This window comes from Streptomyces auratus (genome assembly GCF_050433025.1).
GTDB lineage: Bacteria > Actinomycetota > Actinomycetes > Streptomycetales > Streptomycetaceae > Streptomyces > Streptomyces sioyaensis.
Genome location: NZ_JBNGCB010000001.1, coordinates 383,710 through 404,878 on the forward strand (window position 1 = coordinate 383,710; position 21,169 = coordinate 404,878).

Below are 21,169 nucleotides of genomic sequence, written 5' to 3' on the forward strand. Positions count from 1 at the left end.
TTTCCGTGTGGACGACGGTGGCGCGGAGGCCGGCGGGTGCGCGCGCTCCGGCCCGGGAGCAGTGTCCCGCTTACTACAGGCGGAGGGAGAGTTCGACACCGTCTCCGAGCGGCAGCTGCTGGGAGAGGTAGCCGTTGCCGGCGGTACGGACATGGTCGGTGAACTCGGGCGGCAGCATCGGCAGGTTGTCGGAGACGATCAGGGTGCCGGCCCGCAGGGCGGGTTCGAGCACCTTGAGGACGGGGAGGTAGAGCTCCTTCCATCCGTCGAGCAGCAGCAGGTCGATGCTTCCGGGGAGGTCGGCGAGCTGTTCGCGGGCGTCGCCGATCCTGATCTCGGTCCAGGCGTCCAGCCCCGCGCGCGCCAGGTGGTCATGGGCGCGGGCCGCCTTCCCGGGATGCAGCTCCGATCCGATGATGCGGCCGTGCCGGTTGTCGCGCAGGGCCGCCGCCGCGTAGATCGTCGAGGCGCCGAAGGAGGTGCCGAACTCCACGACCAGGGCCGGGCGCAGGCTCCGTACGAGCTGGTAGAGGAAGGTGCCGACCTGCGGGTGCACCGGCAGCGCGGCCTGGGCGCACAGCTCGGCGGCCTCCTGGGCGGTCGGTGGCTGCGGCCAGTCGGCCGCGGTGGCGTAGGCGCGCTCCATCACCTCCCGGTCGCTCTTCTCGGCAGTCCGGGCGATCTCGTCCAGGACGGCTGCGACGCGCGGGTCGTCGAGTCCGGCGGGTGCGGCGGTCATGCCTGTGCCCTCCCGTCCCGCGCGGCGGTCAGCAGCGCCGGTTGGAGGTAGCTCTGGGCGTTGTAGATGGTCCGGTCGGTGTCGAGGATCTCGCGCCGGCCGTGCATCACCCGGGTGTTGTCGATCAGCGCCACATCGCCGTCCTGCCAGTCGAGTTCCTCGGTCAGCGAGTCGGTCAGGCGGCGGAATTCGGCGAGGAGTTCCTCGGGGATCTCGGTGCCGTCGGCGAAGGTGATCCGCGGCGCTTCGTAGTTGTACGACGGGCCGAAGACGCTGTTGGCCCAGGAGAGCCGGCTGCCGAAGAGGGTGGGGTGGGCGGCGCCGGTGCGGTAGGCGTAGTGGATGGAGCCGTCGTCGTTGAGCTGGAGGGTGGTGGACACATTGCCGCCCACCAGCTCCTTCATGTCGTCGAAGGTGACCTGGTCGGGGTCCTTACGGCCTTCCGACTGGTGGCAGACGAACGCCTTCCACTTGGGCTCCTCCACCCGGCGGCTGTACATGATGTCCTTGACGCCGAAGACCGCGCGGGCCGTGTCGCTCGCCTCGTCCCAGACGCGGTAGCCGTCGCAGACGGTGGTCTGCGAGCCGCTGGCCGCGGCCTTCTCGCACAGGAACCAGGTGAGGTCGGGGCCGAAGGGGCTGTTGCCGTTCTCCAGATGGAGGCCGACGGCTCCGGTGCCCGCGTCCACCTTCTGGGCGACGGACCCGCCGTGGAAGGAGCGCGCCGGATCGAGGGTGATCCGGCTGGAGTGCGCCTTCACGAACGAGGTGAACGCCTCCAGGTCGGTGTCGAAGCCCCGGAAGAGCAGAAACCCGGCGTCGGCGAGCAGCCCGGTGACCCATGCGGGGTCCAGTGCACCGAGCGACCGGTCCCCGGCGGGCAGGACGAGCCGGCCGGTGGCACCGCCGTAGGGCCGGACGTCAGCGATCGTGGTCATGCGTCTGCTCCTTGGTGGTCGTACAGCGTTCCGTTGGACAGGGCGGCGCGGATGGCCGCCCGCATGGGCCGTCCGGTGACGGTGAAGAACCTGCGGTAGAGCCGCTCGTCGGCGACGGCGAGGTGCGGTACGGCGACCCGTTCCACCTCGGACAGCTGCGCCGCGCCGAACTCCCGGACGGCCTCCCCGGCCGCGGCGAGGTCGGTGGACTCCTCGACGAGGAAGAGCCCGTGGAGGGCGTCGAGTCCGTCGCCGAACACCGCGACCGCGCGGACGAAGGGGAGTTGGGCGTACTGCGCCTCGACCCACTCGGGTGCCACATTGCGGCCGGCCGCGGTGATGATGACGTTCTTCTTGCGTCCGGTGATGCTGATGAATCCGTCCTCGTCGATCCGGGCCAGGTCGCCGGTACGGAGCCAGCCGTCGGCGTCGAGGATCAGACTGGAGGGGTCGTCGCGGGTGTAGCCGGCGAACAACGAGGTGCTGTTGATGAGGAGTTCACCGTCGTCGGCGATCCGGACGCGGACGTGCGGCAGCGGTCGGCCGACGGTTCCGGGGCGGCGCGCGGCCGGGGTGTTCCAGCTGACCACGGAGCTGTTCTCGGACAGTCCGTACCCCTCGTGGACGGGGAGGCCGTGGTCCTCCAGCCGGCGCAGCAGCTCGGGGTGGACGGGCGCCCCGCCGCAGCAGAGCAGCGGCGCGACATCGCTGCCGAACAGGGCCTTCGACACCTCCTGTCCGCTCTTCGCGGCCTCGTCCGCGGCGGTGGCGAAGGCGTCGACCAGCGCGGGCGTGGCGACCATCGCGGTCGGCCGGGCCGCCGCCACATACGGCAGCATGTCGGCGGCGGCCGCCGCGGCGGTGCCGACCAGGGCCTTGCCGGGCGGAGTCAGGACGAGCGTCCCGCCGTCGAGCAGCACCATGTACAGGCCGGTGACCTGCTCGATGAGCAGGCTGAACGGCACGACGGAGAGATAGCGGGCGAAGGCCCCGCGGGGCATCACCGACCGCAGTGAGCCCAGCAGTTCGTTCAGGGCCGCCGCCCGGATGCGTACCCCCTTGGGACGCGAGGTCGTCCCGGAGGTGTGAATGACCTTGCACTCCCAGTCGGCACCGCCGGCCCCGGCCCCGCGCAGCACCAGCGGCGCGGACGGCACCGGCCCGTCGGTGGTCAGCGGCAGCACCGTACAGTCCGGGCGCAGGACCCGCTCCCTCCCCCACTGGGTGAGGCGTTCCTGACCGGCGGCGTCCACCACACACAGGTCGGTCTCCGCCAGCAGACCGGCGGCCTGCTCGGCGGAGAAGGCGAGCGGGACCGGGACCTCGATCGCGTGCGCGGCGATCAGGGCGAGGTCGGCGATGACGAATTCGGGGGTGTTGCCGCAGACCACGCCGACCCGTGGCGGCCGGCCGTCCCCGGGGCCGATCCGTTCGACGAGGTCCGCGGCCCGGCGCGTCACTTCCCGGTAGGTGAGGGTGCGCGCCACCGCACCGTCCGCCCCCAGCACCTCGATCAGCGGACGCGTCGATTCGCCGCCTCCGACCAGGCTCTGCTCAATGCCCAGCATGGCCGGCCACCTCCATGGCGCTGATGCTCAGTTGGAGATCGGTGACGGAGTAGCGCCCGGTGGCGTCGGAGAAGAGCCGGTCCAGGGCGTTCAGTGCGATGACACCGACCTGGGGTTCGTGGTCGTAGTACGAGCCCCAGCGGGCCGCCTCCTCGGGAGACAGCCGGCGGGGGTCGGCGGGGCCGAACGGCACGAAGCAGATGCCGGTCCGGCCCAGCGTGGTGATCAGGCTCCGGGTGACGGTGCACAGGATGTACTCCATGCCCAGGCACCAGGCGATGATCGGGGTGGCTCTGATCAGTTCGCGGCCGACCGAGGAGCGGCGGGTGGCCAGCGCCCCCACTTCCACCACCCGCCTGCGGTCCACCGAGACCCCGAGACGGGCCAGTGCGGCGTCCTCGACGCCGGTGTCGAGGTACCGCTCGGAGAACAGCTCCCGGTCGCTGCCGAAGGTGAGCCCCGCGCAGGCCAGTGGTGCCGCGGGCTCCTCGGTCGCGCCGCCGGCCGGGCGGGCGACGATGAATGAGTCGGGCCGGGGCGCCACATCGGCGCCGTATGCCTGGGCGTAGACCTCACGAGCGAGGTCCGCGGCGTCCAGCCATGAGCTGGTCGACCGGTGTGCCAGATCGATCTGCACGGTGCTCCCCCCTTCCCCGGCTGCCGGCTCTACTTGGTACCGACGACCAGAGAGACGGAAGAGGGCAGCGCGATCCGCTCGACGCCCGACAGGCCCGCGTCGGTCAGCCAGCCGGAGATCTCCGGCAGGCTGTACGTGCGGTCGCCGGAGCAGGCGTACATCGCCAGGGAGAAGGCGGCGTTGTGCTCGTCCAGCTGCTCACCGCGGACGTCTTCGAGGACCACGATCCGGCCGCCGGGCCGCAGCGCCTTGGCGGCGCGGGCGATCAGGTCCCGGTTCTCCTCGTCGGTGTGGTTGTGCACGATCTCGAAGAGGAAGACCACGTCGTAGCCGGTGCCGAGGTCGCCGCTGAGGAAGCTGCCGCGCTGCAGGGTGATCCGGTCGGCCAGGCCCGCCTTCGCTATCGCGGCGCCGGTGTCGGCGAGCGCCTCGGGCAGGTCGAGGATGGTCGCGGAGAGCTCGGGGTGCCGCTCGCACATGGCCATGGAGTGCAGTCCGTGCGAGCCCCCCAGGTCCAGGAGGCGCCGGGCCCCTTCGGGCAGCGGGACGGCGTCGACGATGGGCTGGACGGTCAGCCGCGACTTGATCCGCATGTAGGCGGAGAAGTCCCGCCCGGCCTCGGGGTTGTCGGCCCAGCGCTCCCACAGGGACTGGGCGGGCTTGCCGTCGCGTACGGCCTGCGGCAGCTCCCACATGACGTTGGTGAGTTCGTACGCCCACAGCAGCGCCGGGGTGAAGTCGTACTCGGCGTCCTTGCCCAGCCAGCGTTCGGCGAGCGGGCCGTTGCGGTAGCGCCCGTCCTCCAGGGCGAGCCAGCCCAGGACGGCGGCGACATCGGCCACCGCGCGGGTGCCGTCCGTGCTCGCGCCGATCGCCGCGGCCAGCTCGTCGAGGGTCTTGGGGCCCTCCTCCAGGGCCGTGAAGATACCGAGTTTGGCGGCGGAGGTGAGGGCCGCATAGCGGATGGTGGACCCGATCACCTCATCGATCGGGTTGCCGGCCAGCTCGGCGTCGGTGGTGGTCTTGAACATGGCTGATCTCCTCGGGATGGCAGGGGAGCACCGCGCAGACGGTGCGCGGCAGGGCATGCCGTGCTCGCGGAGGCCCGCGGGCACGGTGAAGGTGGTGGGACCGCCGTACGGGGACGAGCTTCAGCCGGCCGGGACCGGAGGGAACGGGTACGCCCCGGGGCGGGCCGGCTCCGGCCGCGCCCGGAAGGCGCAGCGGAGGGTGTTCCGCACTGTGGAGCCGTGGTGCGTCACCCGGCGGGGAGAGCCCGCCGGGCGGTGTTCAGCTGGTGGTGGTGTGCGCGCTGCCCGGCGCCGGTGCCTCGCCCCGTAACCGCACGGGAGAACGCGGCCGCCCGGACGTCGCGGCACCTGCGGCCGCATGGCCCCGGCGCTTCCTCTCCGGCGTGGCGTACGAAGCCGCTGCGCAGCCGGGCAGCCGTGTCCTCGGCCGCTGTGCGGTCGGTAAGGAGTGGTTCGGTCGAGGCCGGTGGCAGCGGTATGACGGAGCCGGTGCGGCGGCGAGGTCACGGCTTCGGCCCCTACGGGTCCGGGGCGGCGGGCGCAGGCCGCGGGCGTCCACGACGGCCCGGCAGGAGCACGCGGGACCACACCCGTTGCCGCGGCGAGCGGCTGACGGTGTGCGCTCATCCTGCCGTTCCCCGGGACGGGGTGGGTGCGAAGGAGGGCGGGCTCGGCCCGCAGGATTCCGCAGCGGGAGGCGGAGGCACGGAGCGCGCCGTCCGCGCCACAGGCCGGGGCGACCGGGCCCCGGCGCCCGCACCGGAAAGGCATGAGCTGCCCCGCCCCCCTGGGCAGTTGCCGCATGACGCACCCGGCGGCAGGGCGCGCCGCTGCGGACCACCTCCGTGGTGACGTCCGCAGGGCGCACCTGCCTCTGACCGCTGTTCATCGGGTCCCCCTCCCGTCGCAGCTGCCTCAGTACGGTCCGCCAGGCGTCAGCCGGACACCTCGTCGAACGCGACGGCCGCGCGGCCGGCCCGGTGGATGTGGGCGGTCTCGGCGATCCGGCGGCCGAGGGCCTCGGCGGTGCGCAGGTCGCTGGCGCAGGGGGTGGCGTCGGCCCCCTCGTCGTTGTTCGACTGGGACATGGCACCCAGCCAGCTGCCGAGCCGGTTGAGGTCCTCGGGGCTTCCGGTGGAGGTGTTCCAGCCGCCGTACTCCGCGAGGCCGACCCAGATCATGCCGTGCTGGGCGGCGAACAGCGCGATGTCGATCAGCGCGTTGAGCTTGTCACCCGCCATGTTGCCGCTGTTGGTGAAGCCGCCGGCGATCTTGTTCTTCCAGCGCATGTTGTCGCCCCAGACCGCACTGGTGGCTTCGACGAAGGCACGGAAGACGGCGCTGCTGCCGCCCATGTAGGTCGGCGTGCCGAAGATCAACGCGTCGGACTCCTGCAGCACCTCCCACAGTTCGTCGTTCAGCTCGGCAAGGGAGACCAGGCGTACCTGGGTGTCGGGAACCTTCTCGGCGCCGGCCGCGACGGCCGCCGCCTGCTTTGCGGTGTGGCCGTAGCCGCTGTGGTACGCCACGGCAACCTTGATCTGCATACTTCTCCCCCACCCGGGACGATCCAGTGTTTTAGCTTTCACTAAAGCTGTTCAGAAAGCTTTAGGTGCTGGTTACGCTATCCATCGACCCACTTCCAAGGCAAGCGTCTCCGACTAACACCCTGAGAAGAACCGGCGAACGCCCAAGTCGGCCCGCTCCGGATTGACGCTTCGTCAAATCCCTTTTTGTGCACGGGTTTTCACCACATCCAGGCAGCGCGAGCCGCCCGGCCGACGCCGAACTCCCCATGTGACCCACATCACGTCGCGAGGTGTCATACGCCGAAGGGGCCGCATCCGTGTGCAGGGTGACGGGCCCGCAAGGGGTCCGGAAACAACGGGGAAGGAAATCACGTGCGTAACAGGCGAATTCTCAGCACCGCACTCGCTGCGGCCACCCTCACGGTCCTCGGACTGGGCGGCGCCGCTCAGGCCCATGCGAGCTCCGCCACCGCGGCCGCCGCACCGGTGGCCCACGCGCAGCACCCGGCCAAGCCGATGGACGGCCCGCCCGGAACCGTGTGGACCGGCAAGAAGTTCTGGACCCTCAGCGGCTGCCAGGCCGCCGGCACCGACCTGGTCAGCAGCGGCAAGTGGGCCGATCCGTTCTGCGACGGCGGAGGCCTCCAGTGGGACCTGTGGGCCCGCCCGCTCTAAGCCGCCGGGACCGCCCGGCAGCACACCGGTAGTCACCGGGTGCCGGCACCGCCCCCGCGTGACCCCGAACACGCGGGGGCGGTCCGCCGTCTCTCTAGGGTGCGGTCTCGACGGGGCACCTGCCGTCGACCTTCGCGGGGGGGGGCGCGCTGCCGGATGCCGCGGACGGCGAGAGAATGACGGTATGAAGCGCACGACAGTCGTCAATCTCAAGGGCCATCGGGACGATCCCGAGTACGCCGACGTGGTCTACGTCGGGCGGGCGATGAACCGGGGCGGCTGGCACCTCAAGGCCTCACCACTGGCCAGCCCCTTCCGTCCGGGCCCGGACGGGACGCGCGAGGAGGTCCTGGCGAAGTACCGCACCCATCTGCTGGCGCGTCCCGATCTGCTCGCTCTGCTGCCCGGCCTGCGTGGCCGCCGGCTCGGCTGCTGGTGCCTTCCGGAGCCGTGCCATGCCCAGGTGATCGCCGAGATCGCCGACTCGATGGAGTGAGCCCGGCGGACGGCCGACGGGGCCGGGCCGTGGCGCAGGCAACCCACGGCGCGGCCCCGGGCCGTCAGTAGTACTGAGCCACCAGTTCCGTCGCCCACTGCGGCTGCCGGAGCTCTCCGCGGGGGCCGAACTCGTGGAGATAGGGCTTGATGTCGAGTACCGGGGTGCCGTCCACCGCGTCCAGGCCGAGGACGTGCAGGTCCATGCCGTCGACCTTCACCAGCGTGCACCGCGAGACGCCCAGCCGGTTGGGACGGTCCTTGCTCCGCTGCGCGAAGATGCCGACCATCGGCCAGTCGGGGTTGCCGCGCGGATGCCGGGCGCCGGTCTCGATCTCGTCCTCGGGCACCCGGTGGAAGTGGAAGACCACCTCCAGGTGGGAGAAGTCCGCCAGCCCGGACAGCGACTCCTCGCCGTAGACCGCACCGTCCAGCCGGATCACGGCGGGCACCTCTCCCCAGTGGTCGTCGGTCAGCTCACCCCGCAGGCTCACCACCTGGCCGATGGGCTGCAGGGTGATCTCCTCGAACTGAGGGCGTGCGGTCCGGTCCATTCAGGCCTCCACAGGATATTCGGGACACCCAGTCTGCCTCGGCAGCGCCGGACGATCAGGTGAATCCCACCGCTGGTGACGTGTGTTGGGGGCCGGCGGCATCGGCGGGGACGTGCGCGAGGGCGGCGCTCGACACGCGGTACCGGCCGTTCGGCACCTCGGCGGCGGTGACGTGGACGGTGAGCGGGCCCGCCCATTCGTAGCCGCGCTCGACGGCGTGCCGGGCCAGCACATCGGTCAGCTGCCGCCCCACCTCGCCGCCGCGTGCGGCGAGTTCGTCATGCACTTCCTTCGCGAGTTCGACGGTGTAGTCGTTGGGTACCAGGACTCGGTGCTGGCTGCACACGACGGCGTGCTCATCGCACTCCCGCCGCAGGTCATCGCACAACTGGACCGGGTCGGTGTGGAAGATCCTGGCCAGCAGCGCGCTCTCGCAGTCCTCCACCGCACATTCCAAACGCCTCAGCAATCCCATGACGGCCGCCTGCCCGATGGGCGCCATTGACATGCAGTAATGCCCGTCCGCGATCACCTCGGGCACGGCGGGCGTGACCGGCACGGCGGGCGTAGACCGGGCGGGCGGGAACCGGAAAAGCCTTGGTCTCCGTTGTACGGGCGGTCACAATGGCCGTGTGCCGATCATGACATGTCCTGAAGCCGATGTCCCGCCCGCGCTGCGTACCCAGGTGTCGGAGCTCAGGGACGAGGCCTGGCCCCCGGACTCCGCGTCGGCGCCCCGTACCTTCGCCCACGACCCGGCGTTGCGGCCGGTGTCGATGCTGCTCGTCGAGGGCTCCTCGGTGCTCGCCGCGCTCGACATCCTCCGCAAGGAGATCGTCCACGACGGACGGCGGTTCCGGGCCGCGGGCCTGAGCACGGTGGTGACCCGCCGGGCCGCGCGCGGCCAGGGCCACGGCCGCCGACTGGTGACGGCCGCCCGTACGGAGATGGCCGCCATGGAGCTGGACCTCGGCCTGTTCACCTGCGACCGGCCGCTGCAGCCCTTCTACGAGAGCGCGGGCTGGCAGCAGTTGCCCGGCGCGGTGCTGATCGGCGGTACGCCGTCGGATCCCTTCCCCAGCGACCGGCCCGGCTTCGCCAAGGTCACCATGGCCGGCTTTTTCTCGGCCGTAGGGCTGCGTCACCGTTCGTCCTTCCCGCACTCGCGCATCGAGTTGTATCCGGGGGAGATCGACAGGCTGTGGTGAGGAGGGTCTGGCCGGCCGTGGGCCGCCTGAGAGGGCCCGCCCGAGTGAGGTCCACCCAAGTGGGGAACATTGCGTTCAAACAACCCGAAATCTGGCTAAGTGCCGCATGAGCGGTCTCCATTGCGGATGATGGATTCCGGAGAGCCAGCGGCCCGGTGAGACCCGGGCGATGACTGCGGCGCGATGGCTCCGGGCTCGATGACTGTGGCCCGATGACGGTGGCTCGACGCGGGCCGGCCGCCCCGACGACTGCGATGCGGAGGATTCATGGTCTGTGACGGGGAGTTCCGCGAGGCGGGTTGCGGCCTGCCGGGCGCCCGTCCGCAGCGTCCGCGGACTCCCCGGGCCGCTCGGCGGCCCGGCTGCCCCTTCTGTCTGATCGTGGGCGGCCAGGCACCGGCCACGGTGCTGCGCGAGTGGCCGGAGACCATCGCCATCCGGCCGCACCATGGAGGGGTCACCGCCGGACATGCGCTGGTCATCCCTCGGGTGCATGTAGCCGATGTGGCAGAGGACCCGGTGGTGTCCGCGACCACCATGCTGCGCGCCGCCGAACTCGCGGCGGAGGCCGGGGACTGCAACGTGATCACCTCGCGCGGCACCTCGGCCACCCAGACCGTCCGCCATCTCCATCTCCACCTCGTCCCGCGCACCGACGGCGACGGTCTGCTGCTGCCGTGGACCGACGCTCCAGCGGGGGGATGACCGCTGCGCGGGCCCGCTAGGGGGTGTCTACGGGCCCGCAGTCGGCGGTCAGGCGAGGAAGAGGACCGTCATGGTGTCGAGGGCGACCAGGACTCCGTAGGAGAGCAGCATCGTCCTGGACAGTGCGACCGCGCGCCAGGGCACCGGGGCGCCGTGCTGCTCGGCGTCCATGGTGAAGGGCGGCACCTGCGCGGCCCCGCGGTCGGCGACCCTCTCGTAGAGGGTGCGGAACCGCCGCTCCTGCCGGAGGTAAAAGCTGTCCAGCAACCAGAAGCCCGCTGCCAGTCCCACGGCGACCGCGGCCGTCTTCCAGCTCGGTCCACGGGTCGCGACCGCGATGAAGGCCCCGCTGACGGTCATGGCCCAGCTCTTGACGAGGAAGGAGGTGTTGGCATGGCGGGCGATCACCGCCTGAAGGAATTCCAGGTGTTTGACTTCCTCCGGGCAGAAGGGCGGCTGCACGGTCATGGTGTGGTTCCTCCCTCCTCGGGCGGCGGGCTCTTTGCGTCGGCGGTGCGGGGCTTCCCCGCGGGAGCCGGTCCGGGCTCACCGGACTCCCCGGGCTCCACGGCCCCCTGCGGCTCGTCGCGTTTCCGCACCTCGCCGGCTTCCGGCGGCTCCCCGTGCTCCGGCGTCCCGCCGTGCCTCTGCTGCCCGTCAGGTGCCGGGGACGCGCCGGAGGGGTCCGACGAGTCCGCCGCGGTGTGCCCCGCAGCCCGCCCGGGTGCGTCACGGAACTGGGAGTTCAGGTCATCGGCGACGCCGGTAAGGCGGTCTTCGAGCGGCTCGGGGCCGTAGCGGACGAGCAACGCCTCGGCACAGTCGAGGAGTTCGAGACGCGCCCGGGGCGGGGCGGGGCGCACGGCCCCCCGCTCCGAGCCGGCCGGACGGTCGCCGGACCCATTGCGTGCGGGCCTGGCGTACGGCCAGGCCGGCGTGGTCAGCGGAAGGTCGAAGCTGCCGGCCAGGCCGGTGCGGGCACGCTCCTCGACGATGCGGATGCATGCCTCGTCGAGCGTACGGCGGGCGTCGGTTGCCGCGGCCTCCACGGCGGACCGCAGCCGCCACCAGGTCTCGGTGTGCCCCACCAGACTGCGCCGCGCCTCCGACACCAACGCCCTCCCGCGCTTTTCCGCGGCGGCGACGGACCGCTGGGCCTCCCGGTCGCTGTCGGCACAGGGGTTGTGGGCGAGCACCTTGACCACGATCGCGGCGGTGCTGAGCACCAGGGTGAGGATGATGACGGCGTTCTGGTCCGGCGCCAGATCCACCTGCTCGCGTACCGCGTCGGCCGCGCGCATGCTCGCCCAGATACCGACCATCGCCAGGATCGCCAGCGTGAAGAGCACCGGGCCGGCCGCGTTCGGCCAGGGCAGTTCGCCGGGCTCGCGCCGCTCCGTACGCGGGCTGCTGGGCCATATCGCCGCACGCAGCGCCGCGATCGGCCCCCGGCGCGTCCGCTCCAGCGCGCGGGCGGTGCGGGTACGCCGCCGGAAGAGGGACTCGGCGAGCAGGCTGCCGGCGGCCAGCAGACAGACGGCGATCCCGAACCCCGGCAAGTAGGCCAGGTAGTAGGGGACTTCTCCCGAGGCCAGCCCGAAGAACCGCTGCATCAGGGTGCCGATGAACATCGTGTCGAACGCCACCCCGGCGATCAGGGTGGGCCACAGCAGGCGCCGCCAGAGCACCGGTGGACGGCGGAGGCTTTCGGGCCCGTCGTCGGCGTGGCGGGCGCGCAGTTCCCCGATGTGTTCCTGGGCCCGCTGGGACGACCGGGCGGTGGCGAACCGCTCGGCCGCTTCGATGGTGGTCCGAGCCTCCTGATAGGTGCGGGCGAGGGCCGTGGCGGCGTGGCCGAGCCCCGGCTGTGCGGCGGTCAATGCGGTGTTGGCATCCGTGAAGGCGCGCATCAGGGCGGCCTGTTCCCGGTTGTCGGTCTGGTCCGCCGGTCTGGAGGCCGGTCGCGCCGTGACGTCCAGTCCGACGAAGGTGGGGTCGCTGCCGGGGCAGTCCATCGCCGCCGACTGATAACGGGCGGCCGGCCCGGTGCGGTGCTTTCCGTTGGTGGTGTTCATCGCGGGGCGCCGCCCTCACTTTCTGATGATTTCGATGTCGACGCGCCGGTCGCACTGGAGCCGTTCCGCGGCGGACATCCGGCTCCCCGCGGCGCGCTGCGGCGTGGCGCACCCCTTCGGCAGGCCGCGGCCGTACGCCGTCACCCGCGTCAGCCCGAGTCCGGTCAGGATCTTCTGCACCGCGTCCGCCCGGGCCTGTGACAGCTGCTGGTTGTTGTCCGGGCGGCCGCGCGGGTCGACGTAGCCGTAGACGGCGACCCGACTGCCGAGCGTGGTACGGGCGCTGACCGCGACGTCGTTGAGCAGCGGCAGTGCCTGTCGCCGTACCGTCGAGGAGCTGGTGTCGAAGAGCGCCGCGCCGGGGAGCTGGTAGGTCTCGGGCCGGTCGTTCGCGTAGCGGACCACCGGGTCCGGCGGGGGCTGCTGGTGCGGACGCGGATGCTCCACGGTGCCGATGGCCGTCGGGGCGACGGTGCAGGAGGTGCCGGAGGCCGTCTTGCCGGCGCCGCACAGCGTGCGCCACAGACTGCTCAGCCAGGTGCGCTGGGCCGCCGTCGGAGCGGGCTGGTCGGCGGCCGGCTGACCCAGGCCGGCGAGGGTGAGGTCCACGCCCTTCAGGTCCGGTGTCTCATCCCGGGCGGCGCAGACCCGGGCGATGGCGTTGATCTCGCTCTTGTCCCGGAAGGCGGCCGCACGCAGATCGGCGCAGCCCGCGGTGGAGAGCCCGTCGGTCAGTACCAGGAGGCGGTGTGGGCCGCGTACGGAGTCCAGCGCGGCGACTCCCGCCGTGAGGGCCGCGAGCACATTGCTGCCGCTGCTGCGCGGCGCGGCCCCCTGGGCCTTGGTGACGAAGCCGCTGAGGCATTCGGCCGCCTGCTGCTTCCGCTTCTTCTGGTTGATGGCGTTGTCGTTGCGGGTGACCCAGTCGGCGGAGCGGTCCTTGACGGTCCAGGTGATCTGCGCCGAGTCGCCGCTGAAACTGCCCACCGAGACGGTGTCCTTGCGCTCGACCAGCGCCGCCAGCAGCGCGCCGATGCCGCCGGCGTAGTCGCGTCCAGCGGTGGTGCCGCGTACGGAGTTGGAGGCGTCGACGAGGACCACGGTGTGGCCGGTGTCGGCGCCCGCCTCCACGGGCTCCTTCATCCAGCCGCAGGCGTCCAAAGGTGCCGAACCACCGCCGCATGCGCTGGTCAGACCGGCTATCAGCACCACCATCAGGGCTCCGGCGAGCAGGGGCGCTCCCCCGCGCCGCCCCGGTGCCCGGCGGTGCCCGGGTGCCCGGACCGCTGCGGTGTCGGTGGGGTTCACGGCGCCAGCTCCTCGACGTCGGTCACGGTGTCCACCCAGGAGAAGGGGCTGAGCCCCATCTGCCGGCAGAACTCGCTCAGCGCCTTGTCGTAGGCGTTGGCGTACTCGAAGAGGCCCACCTGCTCGTGGTGCTTGGCCGCGGCCGTGAGGACCTCGGCGAGCGCCTCGGCCCCGTTGCGGCGGGTGTTCTTGAGGGCGTGCATGACCTTGCAGAAGTCCTCGTCGGCGAGGGCCGCCGCGAAGGGCACCAGCAGCCGGCGCTCGGCCGGGCCCAGGGTGTCCAGAAGTTCCAGTTCGCTCATGACCTGGAGCCAGCGCTCGGTGCGCGCCTGCACCTGGTCCGCCTTGAGCTCACCGAGGCGGTGTTCCTCCTTCAGCCGGATTTCGGCGAGGTGGAACGGCAGGACGTGTTCGCGCAGGGCCGGATCGATCCGGATCCGCACCGACGGCCGGCAGCGGATCAGGCCCTTGTCGTCGTTGTAGCACCAGCCGCTGCGCAGCTCCTTGTTGACGGCCTTCTCCGCGGCCACCGGGTCACCCGGATCGCAGCTGCGGGCGATGGACCAGGCACGTCGCAGCAGTTTGCCGCGGGCCGCCTCCTCGTGCACCGCCGCGCGCTCGCGCAGCACGTCCAGCGTCATCTCCCGGCTGCTCCAGCGGAAGTGCGGGACGAGTTCGAAGGTGAACACATCGCCGCGGGCCGCCACCCACAGCGCCTCCTCGGCCGGCGACAGCTCCACCCCCACCTCGGCCTGTGCCGCCTGGCCGCCCGTCGTGGTGCCGGTGTCGTCCGGCTCGTCGACGCGCTCCGGGCCGCCGTCGGTCTGCGTGCCGCCCCTCCCGGTGACCCGGCGCCACCAGTCGCGCAGCCTGGTACGCAGTCGCTTGCGTTCCGTCATGGTGCATCTCCTCTTCGTACGGGCGTCGTCAGGACGCGGAGGGGGTGGCGAAAGTGCCCTTGGCCAGCTGGTGCCGGAGCTGGCGGACGGTGCGGGAGTCGGGGTGTCGGCCGGCCCACATACCGAGGTAGAACCCGGCACGGAGGGACAGCGGCCGGGCGCAGATACGGGGCACGAGCGCGTCCAGGAAGGCGGCCAGCTCCTTGTCCGCGTCCCCTGCCAGCAGCCAGCGCCGCAGCTGGTCCCAGGCGCGGGTCGAGCTGTGCTGTCCCATCAGGGCATGGCGCCAGAGGCGGACCAGGGCGTCCGCCCGGTCCGGGTCGCTCATGGCGGTGTCGGCCAGCACGGGCCGGTCGCGGCGGTCCGGGCCGGCGCTGTAGCGGCTGAGGATCAGCAGGGTGCGGATCGCGTGCTGGGTCAGATGGTCGTTGTCCGAGGTGATCCAGTGGTCCAGGGCGTCGGAGGCCGGGCCCGGGGCGGCGGAGAGGTAGAGCCAGGCCATCGAGAAGGCCACCGAGCTGCTGAATGCCAACTCCGGCCGGGTGCCCAGTTCGCGCAGCGCCCAGAGGGTGTCCGGGACGTCCTGCGCGCCGACCAGGGTTCCGTACGCCCGGGCCGCGCTGTCCTGGAACTGCCACCGGGGGCTGCCCAGCCAGCTTCTGATCTGGCCCCGTACCCGCTGCATCAGCCGGGGGTCGTGGGCCGCCATCTCCAGGGCCAGCGCGGCGGACTGCCGGTAGGCGGTGTTCTTCCCCCCGGCCCAGTTCCGGATCAGGTCCCGGTAGACGCTGTCGAAGTCGTGGCAGAGCAGGATCCCGGCGATCTGGGCGGCCCGTACCCGGATCCGTTCCAGGGGCCCGGCGACCAGCGCCGTCAGCCACTCCAGCAGGGGATGACGCAGACTGTCGTAGTCGTGCCAGACGACCTCGATGACGGCGTGCATCAGCTCTTCGTCCACCAGCCGGGCGCACCGGGGGTTGTCGTCGGCGCGGCCGTCGGACGCGGCGTCCGCGGAGGCCAGCATCTCCGGCGGGATCAGCTGGTCGAGTTCCCGCTCGAAGACGTGGTTGGCGGGCGCCAGTTCACGGGTCTCGTAGCGCGGCAGCACGCTCGCGCTGAGCAGCTGGCCCGCCTCGAAGACATCGGCGAGCGGCAGGCCGTGGAAGAACGCATAGGCGATGCGGAATGCCTGGCGGTGCGGGTCCAGGACCGAGCCCTGTGGGGTCTCGGTGGGGACGCGCAGCAGCTGCTTCGCCAGCCGGCGCAGCCGGTCGCGCCACTGCCCGATGACCTCGGTGAGGCTGGTGTCCTCGGTGTGCACGCTCTGTGCCAGAACCTCGGCGAACTCCACGACGCTGCGGACCGACACCGCGCCGTCGAGGGTGCGTTGCACCTGCGGTGACTCCAGCATCCGGGCGGTGAACGCCGCGGTGTGCTCGGCGCCGCAGTCCGGGTCGGTGCACGCTCCGGGGTGCCCTGCGAGCAGCCGGCGCAGATGTACCGCGAGGATCTCGCCGAGGACCGGGCGCCGGTGCTCGAAGGCGTGCGGCCCCAACTGGTCCGGGTCCACCCGCCCCAGGACGCCGAGGACGACGACGAAGGCGCCCTGTTTGCGGGCGAGATGGGCGAGCGTCTCCAGCGTCGACAGCTTCACCTCCCGGTCGTCGAGGTCGATCACGAAGCCGTCGGGGGTGAGCAGTTCGTCCGCGCGCCGGGAGATCTCCTGGAGGATGCCCGGGGCTTCGCTGTGCAGAATCTTGATGCGGTCGTCGGGGCAGCAGCCGGCGAGCAGCGTCAGTGCCGTGGACTGCCGGCCGCTGCCCGGCTTCCCGGCGAGCAGCAGTACGTGCTGTGCCGCGAGCCGGGCGGCCATCTGTGCCTGCTGGTCGACGTCCAGATGGCAGTCCAGCTGCTGCGCGACCTGCAGCGAGGGCACGCTCAGCGCCTGGACCTCGACCCGGTTGTCCCCGCCGATGGACAACTGCTCGGCGTAGAAGGCGTTACCGCCGCCCTGGGCGACCGCACTGCGGTTGAGCCGGTTCAGGGAGATCTGCTGCCGGGCCTCCTGGTAGCGGGAGAAGGAGCCGCCCTCGTCGGTTTCCCGGCGGGGAGCCGTCCGTTCCTTCTCCTGGGGAGAGACCTTGCTGTCCCCGTTCTTGGGCGGTGCGTCGTCGGCCGGGGCGGTGGCGGGCGCGTCCGCCCGGTCCGTCGCCGCGGCGGAGGCCGGCTCCGCCGGTTCGGCCGCGCTCGGTGCCGGTTCGTCCGCGGCTCCGGGCGACGGATCCCCGCCCGGTACGTCCTCCGGCGCGGCCCCCTCCGCGCCGGCCTGTCCGGTGTCACTCACGACGTTCCTCCGTTCGTACCGTCGCGCTTTCCGTCGCTCTTTCCGTCGCTCTTTGAGTCCGCGTTTTCGTTGTAGATGGCGGTGCCGCCGTGGCTGACGGCGCTGTTCGTGTAGCTGGTGGCGGCCCCGCTGCCGAAGTTCACGGCGTTCCCGTCGCCGAAGGTGAACCCGCTCATCTGGGGAGATCCGCCGGCGGCGGGCGTCGCCGGCGGCGAGCTCACCGGCGGCGGGCTCACCGGTACGTGCTTGCGCAGTTCGTCCGTGATGACGGGGAGGTCGAGGTGGGCGTACGGCACCCGCAGGTGCATGAACTGCCGCTCGGTCAATTCCGCGATGTCTTCGGGCAGTTCCTTCTTCGTGGGGAGCGCGGCGCCGTCGATCAGCACGGGGATGACCGTCCGGCGCCACGTGAGCGCCGCGCAGATCTCGTCGTGGACGTAGTCGCCCGGGACGTCGATCCGGCGCCGGCCGGTGTCGTCGCACAGCGTGAGCCAGTTCCGGCCGATGAGCACGAGGAGGACCGGGCAGCTTTCGAGGGTGCGCCACAGGTGGGGCGGAAAGTGCTCGCCCGGTGCGGTTCCGCGGCGGTCCCGGAACACATTCTCCGGCCCGAATACGCCCTTCAATTGCTCATCGAGCAGGACGGCCGCTTCGGTGCCGTCGCCTGTCCGGTAGTTGATGAAAATGCCGGCCATGATGTTCTGCCTTTCCTCACCGGGACGGAGTGGATTGCGGCAGCCGGTAGGGCAGGGGCCAGTAGGGCTGTCGCGCTATAGGGGGATGAAGCCGAGATTCACAGGGGTTTCAGGCGTGGTCAACGCGTTGCCTTCGGCCTTTTGGCCGGGCAACGGAACACCACGGGTACGCAGAAGCGCGGTTCTTCGGGCGGCCTTCTGTGGGGGCGGGCCGGTGGCGCAGAAGTCAGCCCGGAGTTCCGGGGCCGATCCGGTGGGCGTGCAGACCGATGGCGAGGTGCGGAAGGGTCCGGCGAACAGTGGGATTCTTTGGCCAACGATTGAGTACGCGGCTCAGCCGCAGAAGATCGGCGCGGATGGTCGCCGAGTCGATGAGGGCAACATGGGAGGCGACCAATTCGGCGATCGCGCAGGCCGGTTCGATTTCCCCGACGTTCGCCAGCGCAAGCGCCAGCCGGGCGCCATATCGTGCCCTGGCCCGACGGGATTCCGCGGGAATGGCGTCCAGTCCGTCCCCGAGCAGGGTGACGGCCTCCGCCGGAGAGCCGAGGTCGTGCATGCACCAGCCGGCGACGAAGGCCGTCAGATCCGGCAGATGGATACTGCCGAGGACCGGGTCCGCATCGCCCGGCGGGGCCGCGCCGGAGGTCAGCTCCGCACCGCGGTCGAGAGCCCGGCGGCAGGCATCGCGGTCCCCCACCAGAGCGTGTCCCTGTGCTTCGCGCTGTGCGGCCAGTCCCCGGATGCGTGCGCTGCGGGCCTGCTGCCCGGCCAGCCGTGCCAGCTGGACGGTGGCCATCGAATCGCCTGTGTACAGGGCGAGTTCGGCCCGGCGGACCAGGGCGTAGGCGGCGAGTTCGTCATCACCGCCGTCCGCGGCCAGCTGCACCGCCTGCTCGGTCCACCACAGCGAGGCCGCGTCGCTGCCCGCCTCCTGCGCCATCCACCCGGTGTACTCGGCGAACCGGGAGGCGAGCCGGAGCACCACGCCACGGTGTGCGGGCTGAGCCTGGTGCGCCATGCCCCGCAGCGCGCTGGTGGCCGCGATGCAGAGCTGTGCGACCACCGCAGGCCCGAAGAGCTGGCCCAGCCGACGGAACTCGTCAAAGACATTACGGAAGTAGGGCAATGCCGAATTCGTCTCCCCGCTTTCGAGGAGCGGGGGCGCGAGCGACCAGCTCACAATGCTGGCGGGCACGGACCCGCCGCCGGGCGACGCATGGTCGAATGCCACGAAGTCGCTCTCGCCGCCGGCCTGCATACGCAATGTCCAGGGCACAGCAACATCCGCGTCGGTGCGGGGCGCCTGGTCAACACTGCGCTCGGGTGCGGAAATCAGGCTGCTGAGTTGCCCTCCCGCGTTGAGGGCGCTGTCGCATAACTGGGCAAGATCGTGACTGGGTGCCTTGACGCCGCGCTCGATCTTGCTCAAGTGCCCTTTGGAAAAGCAAATCAGGGTTGCCAGTTTCCCCAGAGACAGCCCCGCTTCGATCCTTCGCCGCCGTAACTCCGCCCCGAACCCCACAGGAATACGCTGCACCCCGCCCGCCCCCCTCGTCGCTCGCGACCGGTGAAGGGAGTGTGCCACGCACCACACCAACTCTCACATACCCTCCACGAATTGCTTGCTATCGGTTTTATTACGCTCCGCTTCCTGCGGGGAAATCTCCTTCCCCGCAGGAAGGACCCTTGCGCGATGGGCCAGTTGGCTGGTGCGGTCGGTTCCGCAACCGGGTGGCCGCGACGGCGCGGCGGTCAACGGGGCGGGGCGCGCGGTGCTGCCGACCGAGGGGATGTCAGGACCGCTCGTGTTCGCCGAACCAGCGCGCCGCGGCGCGCGAGCGGGCGGCCTCGATCAGCGCGCTGTCGTAGTGGCGGGTGGCGAACACCGGGATGCCGATGCGGTGGCGCCGGTCGGATACGCCCGCCACGCACGGGAGGACCGCGTGCTCCGTCTTGTTGCGCCACCACCACACGTCCGTCGCGTGATCATGAACGGAGTGTGCGGAGGCGCGGCATCCGCTTCGACGACGGTCCGGGGTCCGCCGTCCCGGGGCAGGCACGCGTGGCACGACGGGCCGCCCGTCGCCGCGCGGGGAAAACCTCCAAAACCGCCCCCGCATTACTGTGCCCGCCAAAACGATCACGCATGGCTGCCGGGTCGCACACTGGCAGGGCGCGGTACGTGCTCCGGCGGCGGCCGCCGCTTCCTCCGCGACGACCCGAAGGACGTGTCATGAGCGAACGTGTCATCACCCCGCGCAGCCGCGGCTTCCTGTTCCTCGACTCCCACCCGGCCGGCTGCGCACGCCTGGTGGAGGAGATGTGGCAGGCCGCCCCCGCACCCGAGCGCGCCCCGGACGGCGCTCCGGTGGCGCTCGTCGTGGGCTCCTCGGCCGGCTACGGGCTGGCCGCGACGATCGCCGGCCTCGCCCGGGCGGGGATCCGCGGCATCGGTGTCTGCTTCGAGAAGGCCCCCACCGAGCGGCGCACCGCCACCGCCGGCTGGTACCGCACCGCCGCCACCGCGGAACTCGCCCGCCGGCACGGTCACGAGATGGTGTTCCTCAACGGCGACGCGTTCTCCGACGGGATGAAAGACCAGGTCGCCGACCTCCTCCGGGAGCGCTTCGGCCGCCTGGACCATCTGGTCTACTCGGTAGCCGCACCGCGGCGCACCGACCCGGACACCGGCGCCGTCCACACCTCCGTCCTCAAGCCCATCGGCGAGGCCTACCGCACCAAGACGCTCGTCTTCGACGGGGAGGGCACGCCGGAGGTCAAGGTGGTGGAGACCCCACCGGCCGAGGGGGACGAGATCGCGCAGACGGTCGCGGTGATGGGCGGTGCGGACTGGGAGCGGTGGGTCGACCATCTCGCCGACCGCGGTCTGCTCGCCGACGGTTTCACCACGGCCGCCCTGTCCTACATCGGATCCCCTCTGACGGACGGCATCTACCGACAGGGCACCATCGGGGCCGCCAAGTCCCACCTGGAGGCGACCGCCCGTACGCTCAACGAGCGCCTGGACAAGCTGGTCGGCGGCCGTGCGGTGACCTCCGTCAACGGGGCCGCGGTCACCCAGTCCTCCACCGCCATCCCGGGTATCGCGCTCTATGTGGGCCTGCTGCGCGGCGCCCTCGGCGAGGCCATGGTTCCGCCGATCGCCCAGCTGGCCGATCTGTGGGACCAGCTCACGGGCGCCCGGCCGCTGGAGGTCGACGAGGACGGCCGGGTGCGGCTCGATGCCTGGGAGCTCAACAGCGCGGTCCAGGCCGCCGTCACGGAGCGGTGGGACACGGCCACCACCGAGACCATCAGCCATCTCGCCGACCTCGACTGGTTCCATGCCGAGGTCCAGCGGCTCTACGGCTTCGCGGTGCCCGGCATCGACTACACCGCCCCGACGGCCACCCAGGTCCCCTGGCCGGAGGCCACTGCCTGACCTCGTACGAGTCCCTGCCCACGGTTTCCTCGTCGGTATCCCCCGCCGGGCGGAATGGAGTCCTCGTCCATGCGGGAATCCGGGACGCCCCGTCACGGCGAGGGCGCTGTGTTCCCGGTGCGGCACGGTCAGGAGAGGAACGGGAAAGGGGTGCGTTCGCAGGCCGGTCCGGCGGAATAAACTGACGCCCGCTCAGGCACGGAATTCACAGGTCGCGACGTCGATGCCGCATTGTGGCAGCTGCTCCGGGGAACTGGGCGAAGGGCACTGGGCGACCCCGCCGAGCTGTTGGCCACTCCCGGGATTCGGCACCTACGACACCGC

At 71.5% G+C, this 21,169-nt stretch carries 21 protein-coding genes; 5 read left to right on the forward strand and 16 right to left on the reverse strand.

Translation table 11 applies throughout. The annotated features are described in order from the left end of the window. Positions 1–73: 73 nt before the first annotated feature. From BKA18_RS01770 to BKA18_RS01795, 6 genes are all read right to left on the reverse strand, one after another. Positions 74–739 carry an O-methyltransferase gene (locus tag BKA18_RS01770; protein WP_006606946.1) on the reverse strand — a complete coding sequence of 222 codons (666 nt, stop codon included), beginning with the start codon at positions 737–739 and terminating at the stop codon, positions 74–76. Then, positions 736–1,677, reverse strand: coding sequence for a TauD/TfdA family dioxygenase (locus BKA18_RS01775; RefSeq protein ID WP_366043801.1), 942 nt, complete (start codon positions 1,675–1,677; stop codon positions 736–738). Before BKA18_RS01775 ends, BKA18_RS01770 begins: the two co-directional genes overlap by 4 nt. Beyond that, complete coding sequence (locus BKA18_RS01780) at positions 1,674–3,245, reverse strand: AMP-binding protein (RefSeq protein ID WP_366043802.1); 1,572 nt, start codon at positions 3,243–3,245, stop codon at positions 1,674–1,676. Before BKA18_RS01780 ends, BKA18_RS01775 begins: the two co-directional genes overlap by 4 nt. Continuing rightward, entirely contained in the window at positions 3,232–3,882 is a 651-nt protein-coding gene (locus BKA18_RS01785; protein WP_006606943.1) for a thermostable hemolysin, read from the reverse strand. The genes BKA18_RS01780 and BKA18_RS01785 overlap by 14 nt, the downstream gene beginning before the upstream one ends. 29 nt (positions 3,883–3,911) lie before the next feature. Next, positions 3,912–4,913 (reverse strand): methyltransferase, encoded by a 1,002-nt coding sequence (locus tag BKA18_RS01790; RefSeq protein WP_366043803.1) that lies wholly within the window; start codon positions 4,911–4,913, stop codon positions 3,912–3,914. Between the two features lie 935 nt (positions 4,914–5,848). After that, positions 5,849–6,460: a flavodoxin family protein gene (locus BKA18_RS01795; protein ID WP_366043804.1), complete on the reverse strand. Its 612-nt coding sequence runs from the start codon at positions 6,458–6,460 to the stop codon at positions 5,849–5,851. A 354-nt stretch (positions 6,461–6,814) separates the two neighbouring features. Between BKA18_RS01795 and BKA18_RS01800 the strand changes: the two genes are divergently transcribed. Next, positions 6,815–7,117: a hypothetical protein gene (locus BKA18_RS01800; RefSeq protein ID WP_366043805.1), complete on the forward strand. Its 303-nt coding sequence runs from the start codon at positions 6,815–6,817 to the stop codon at positions 7,115–7,117. 184 nt (positions 7,118–7,301) lie between these two features. Beyond that, a complete protein-coding gene (locus BKA18_RS01805; RefSeq protein WP_366043806.1) occupies positions 7,302–7,613 on the forward strand; it encodes a DUF4326 domain-containing protein in 312 nt (103 codons plus the stop codon). A gap of 64 nt (positions 7,614–7,677) precedes the next feature. On the opposite strand, the gene BKA18_RS01810 is transcribed toward BKA18_RS01805, so the two are convergent. Both BKA18_RS01810 and BKA18_RS01815 read right to left on the reverse strand, forming a co-directional pair. Then, positions 7,678–8,166: an SAM-dependent methyltransferase gene (locus BKA18_RS01810; RefSeq protein WP_366043807.1), complete on the reverse strand. Its 489-nt coding sequence runs from the start codon at positions 8,164–8,166 to the stop codon at positions 7,678–7,680. Positions 8,167–8,221: 55 nt separating this feature from the next. Beyond that, complete coding sequence (locus tag BKA18_RS01815) at positions 8,222–8,641, reverse strand: DUF3662 domain-containing protein (RefSeq protein WP_366043808.1); 420 nt, start codon at positions 8,639–8,641, stop codon at positions 8,222–8,224. A gap of 166 nt (positions 8,642–8,807) precedes the next feature. Between BKA18_RS01815 and BKA18_RS01820 the strand changes: the two genes are divergently transcribed. Then, on the forward strand, positions 8,808–9,374 hold the full coding sequence (locus BKA18_RS01820; protein WP_366043897.1) for a GNAT family N-acetyltransferase: 567 nt from the start codon (positions 8,808–8,810) through the stop codon (positions 9,372–9,374). Between the two features lie 267 nt (positions 9,375–9,641). Next, positions 9,642–10,079, forward strand: a complete 438-nt coding sequence (locus BKA18_RS01825) for an HIT family protein (RefSeq protein ID WP_366043809.1) — start codon at positions 9,642–9,644, stop codon at positions 10,077–10,079. 48 nt (positions 10,080–10,127) lie between these two features. On the opposite strand, the gene BKA18_RS01830 is transcribed toward BKA18_RS01825, so the two are convergent. The 8 genes from BKA18_RS01830 to BKA18_RS01865 form a co-directional block, all read right to left on the reverse strand. Next, on the reverse strand, positions 10,128–10,547 hold the full coding sequence (locus tag BKA18_RS01830; protein WP_366043811.1) for a hypothetical protein: 420 nt from the start codon (positions 10,545–10,547) through the stop codon (positions 10,128–10,130). Then, complete coding sequence (locus tag BKA18_RS01835) at positions 10,544–12,154, reverse strand: hypothetical protein (RefSeq protein ID WP_366043812.1); 1,611 nt, start codon at positions 12,152–12,154, stop codon at positions 10,544–10,546. The genes BKA18_RS01830 and BKA18_RS01835 overlap by 4 nt, the downstream gene beginning before the upstream one ends. Before the next feature lie 15 nt (positions 12,155–12,169). Beyond that, the gene (locus tag BKA18_RS01840; protein WP_366043813.1) at positions 12,170–13,462 is read right to left on the reverse strand and encodes an OmpA family protein; all 1,293 of its coding nucleotides are present in this window, start codon (positions 13,460–13,462) and stop codon (positions 12,170–12,172) included. Continuing rightward, positions 13,459–14,361 carry a hypothetical protein gene (locus tag BKA18_RS01845; RefSeq protein ID WP_006606931.1) on the reverse strand — a complete coding sequence of 301 codons (903 nt, stop codon included), beginning with the start codon at positions 14,359–14,361 and terminating at the stop codon, positions 13,459–13,461. Before BKA18_RS01845 ends, BKA18_RS01840 begins: the two co-directional genes overlap by 4 nt. Before the next feature lie 28 nt (positions 14,362–14,389). Then, complete coding sequence (locus BKA18_RS01850; RefSeq protein ID WP_366043815.1) at positions 14,390–16,705, reverse strand: hypothetical protein; 2,316 nt, start codon at positions 16,703–16,705, stop codon at positions 14,390–14,392. Continuing rightward, positions 16,702–17,400 (reverse strand): toll/interleukin-1 receptor domain-containing protein, encoded by a 699-nt coding sequence (locus BKA18_RS01855; protein ID WP_366043816.1) that lies wholly within the window; start codon positions 17,398–17,400, stop codon positions 16,702–16,704. Before BKA18_RS01855 ends, BKA18_RS01850 begins: the two co-directional genes overlap by 4 nt. A gap of 226 nt (positions 17,401–17,626) precedes the next feature. Then, positions 17,627–18,940, reverse strand: a complete 1,314-nt coding sequence (locus BKA18_RS01860) for a helix-turn-helix domain-containing protein (protein ID WP_366043817.1) — start codon at positions 18,938–18,940, stop codon at positions 17,627–17,629. A gap of 256 nt (positions 18,941–19,196) precedes the next feature. Then, positions 19,197–19,331, reverse strand: a complete 135-nt coding sequence (locus tag BKA18_RS01865; RefSeq protein WP_366043818.1) for a hypothetical protein — start codon at positions 19,329–19,331, stop codon at positions 19,197–19,199. A gap of 305 nt (positions 19,332–19,636) precedes the next feature. Here BKA18_RS01865 and fabV point away from each other — a divergent pair, with 305 nt between their 5' ends. After that, positions 19,637–20,845, forward strand: a complete 1,209-nt coding sequence (fabV, locus tag BKA18_RS01870) for an enoyl-[acyl-carrier-protein] reductase FabV (protein WP_366043819.1) — start codon at positions 19,637–19,639, stop codon at positions 20,843–20,845. Positions 20,846–21,169 lie beyond the last annotated feature (324 nt).

Excerpts from the sequence above, each read along its gene's own strand:
- BKA18_RS01845 (WP_006606931.1), bottom strand. The coding sequence starts at position 14,361 with ATGACGGAACGCAAGCGACTGCGTACCAGGCTGCGCGACTGGTGGCGC.
- BKA18_RS01795 (WP_366043804.1), bottom strand. The coding sequence starts at position 6,460 with ATGCAGATCAAGGTTGCCGTGGCGTACCACAGCGGCTACGGCCACACC.
- BKA18_RS01775 (WP_366043801.1), bottom strand. The coding sequence starts at position 1,677 with ATGACCACGATCGCTGACGTCCGGCCCTACGGCGGTGCCACCGGCCGG.
- BKA18_RS01815 (WP_366043808.1), bottom strand. The coding sequence starts at position 8,641 with ATGGGATTGCTGAGGCGTTTGGAATGTGCGGTGGAGGACTGCGAGAGC.
- BKA18_RS01770 (WP_006606946.1), bottom strand. The coding sequence starts at position 739 with ATGACCGCCGCACCCGCCGGACTCGACGACCCGCGCGTCGCAGCCGTC.
- BKA18_RS01835 (WP_366043812.1), bottom strand. The coding sequence starts at position 12,154 with ATGAACACCACCAACGGAAAGCACCGCACCGGGCCGGCCGCCCGTTAT.
- BKA18_RS01790 (WP_366043803.1), bottom strand. The coding sequence starts at position 4,913 with ATGTTCAAGACCACCACCGACGCCGAGCTGGCCGGCAACCCGATCGAT.
- BKA18_RS01780 (WP_366043802.1), bottom strand. The coding sequence starts at position 3,245 with ATGCTGGGCATTGAGCAGAGCCTGGTCGGAGGCGGCGAATCGACGCGT.
- BKA18_RS01810 (WP_366043807.1), bottom strand. The coding sequence starts at position 8,166 with ATGGACCGGACCGCACGCCCTCAGTTCGAGGAGATCACCCTGCAGCCC.
- BKA18_RS01805 (WP_366043806.1), top strand. The coding sequence starts at position 7,302 with ATGAAGCGCACGACAGTCGTCAATCTCAAGGGCCATCGGGACGATCCC.
- BKA18_RS01820 (WP_366043897.1), top strand. The coding sequence starts at position 8,808 with ATGACATGTCCTGAAGCCGATGTCCCGCCCGCGCTGCGTACCCAGGTG.
- BKA18_RS01855 (WP_366043816.1), bottom strand. The coding sequence starts at position 17,400 with ATGGCCGGCATTTTCATCAACTACCGGACAGGCGACGGCACCGAAGCG.
- fabV (WP_366043819.1), top strand. The coding sequence starts at position 19,637 with ATGAGCGAACGTGTCATCACCCCGCGCAGCCGCGGCTTCCTGTTCCTC.
- BKA18_RS01830 (WP_366043811.1), bottom strand. The coding sequence starts at position 10,547 with ATGACCGTGCAGCCGCCCTTCTGCCCGGAGGAAGTCAAACACCTGGAA.
- BKA18_RS01825 (WP_366043809.1), top strand. The coding sequence starts at position 9,642 with ATGGTCTGTGACGGGGAGTTCCGCGAGGCGGGTTGCGGCCTGCCGGGC.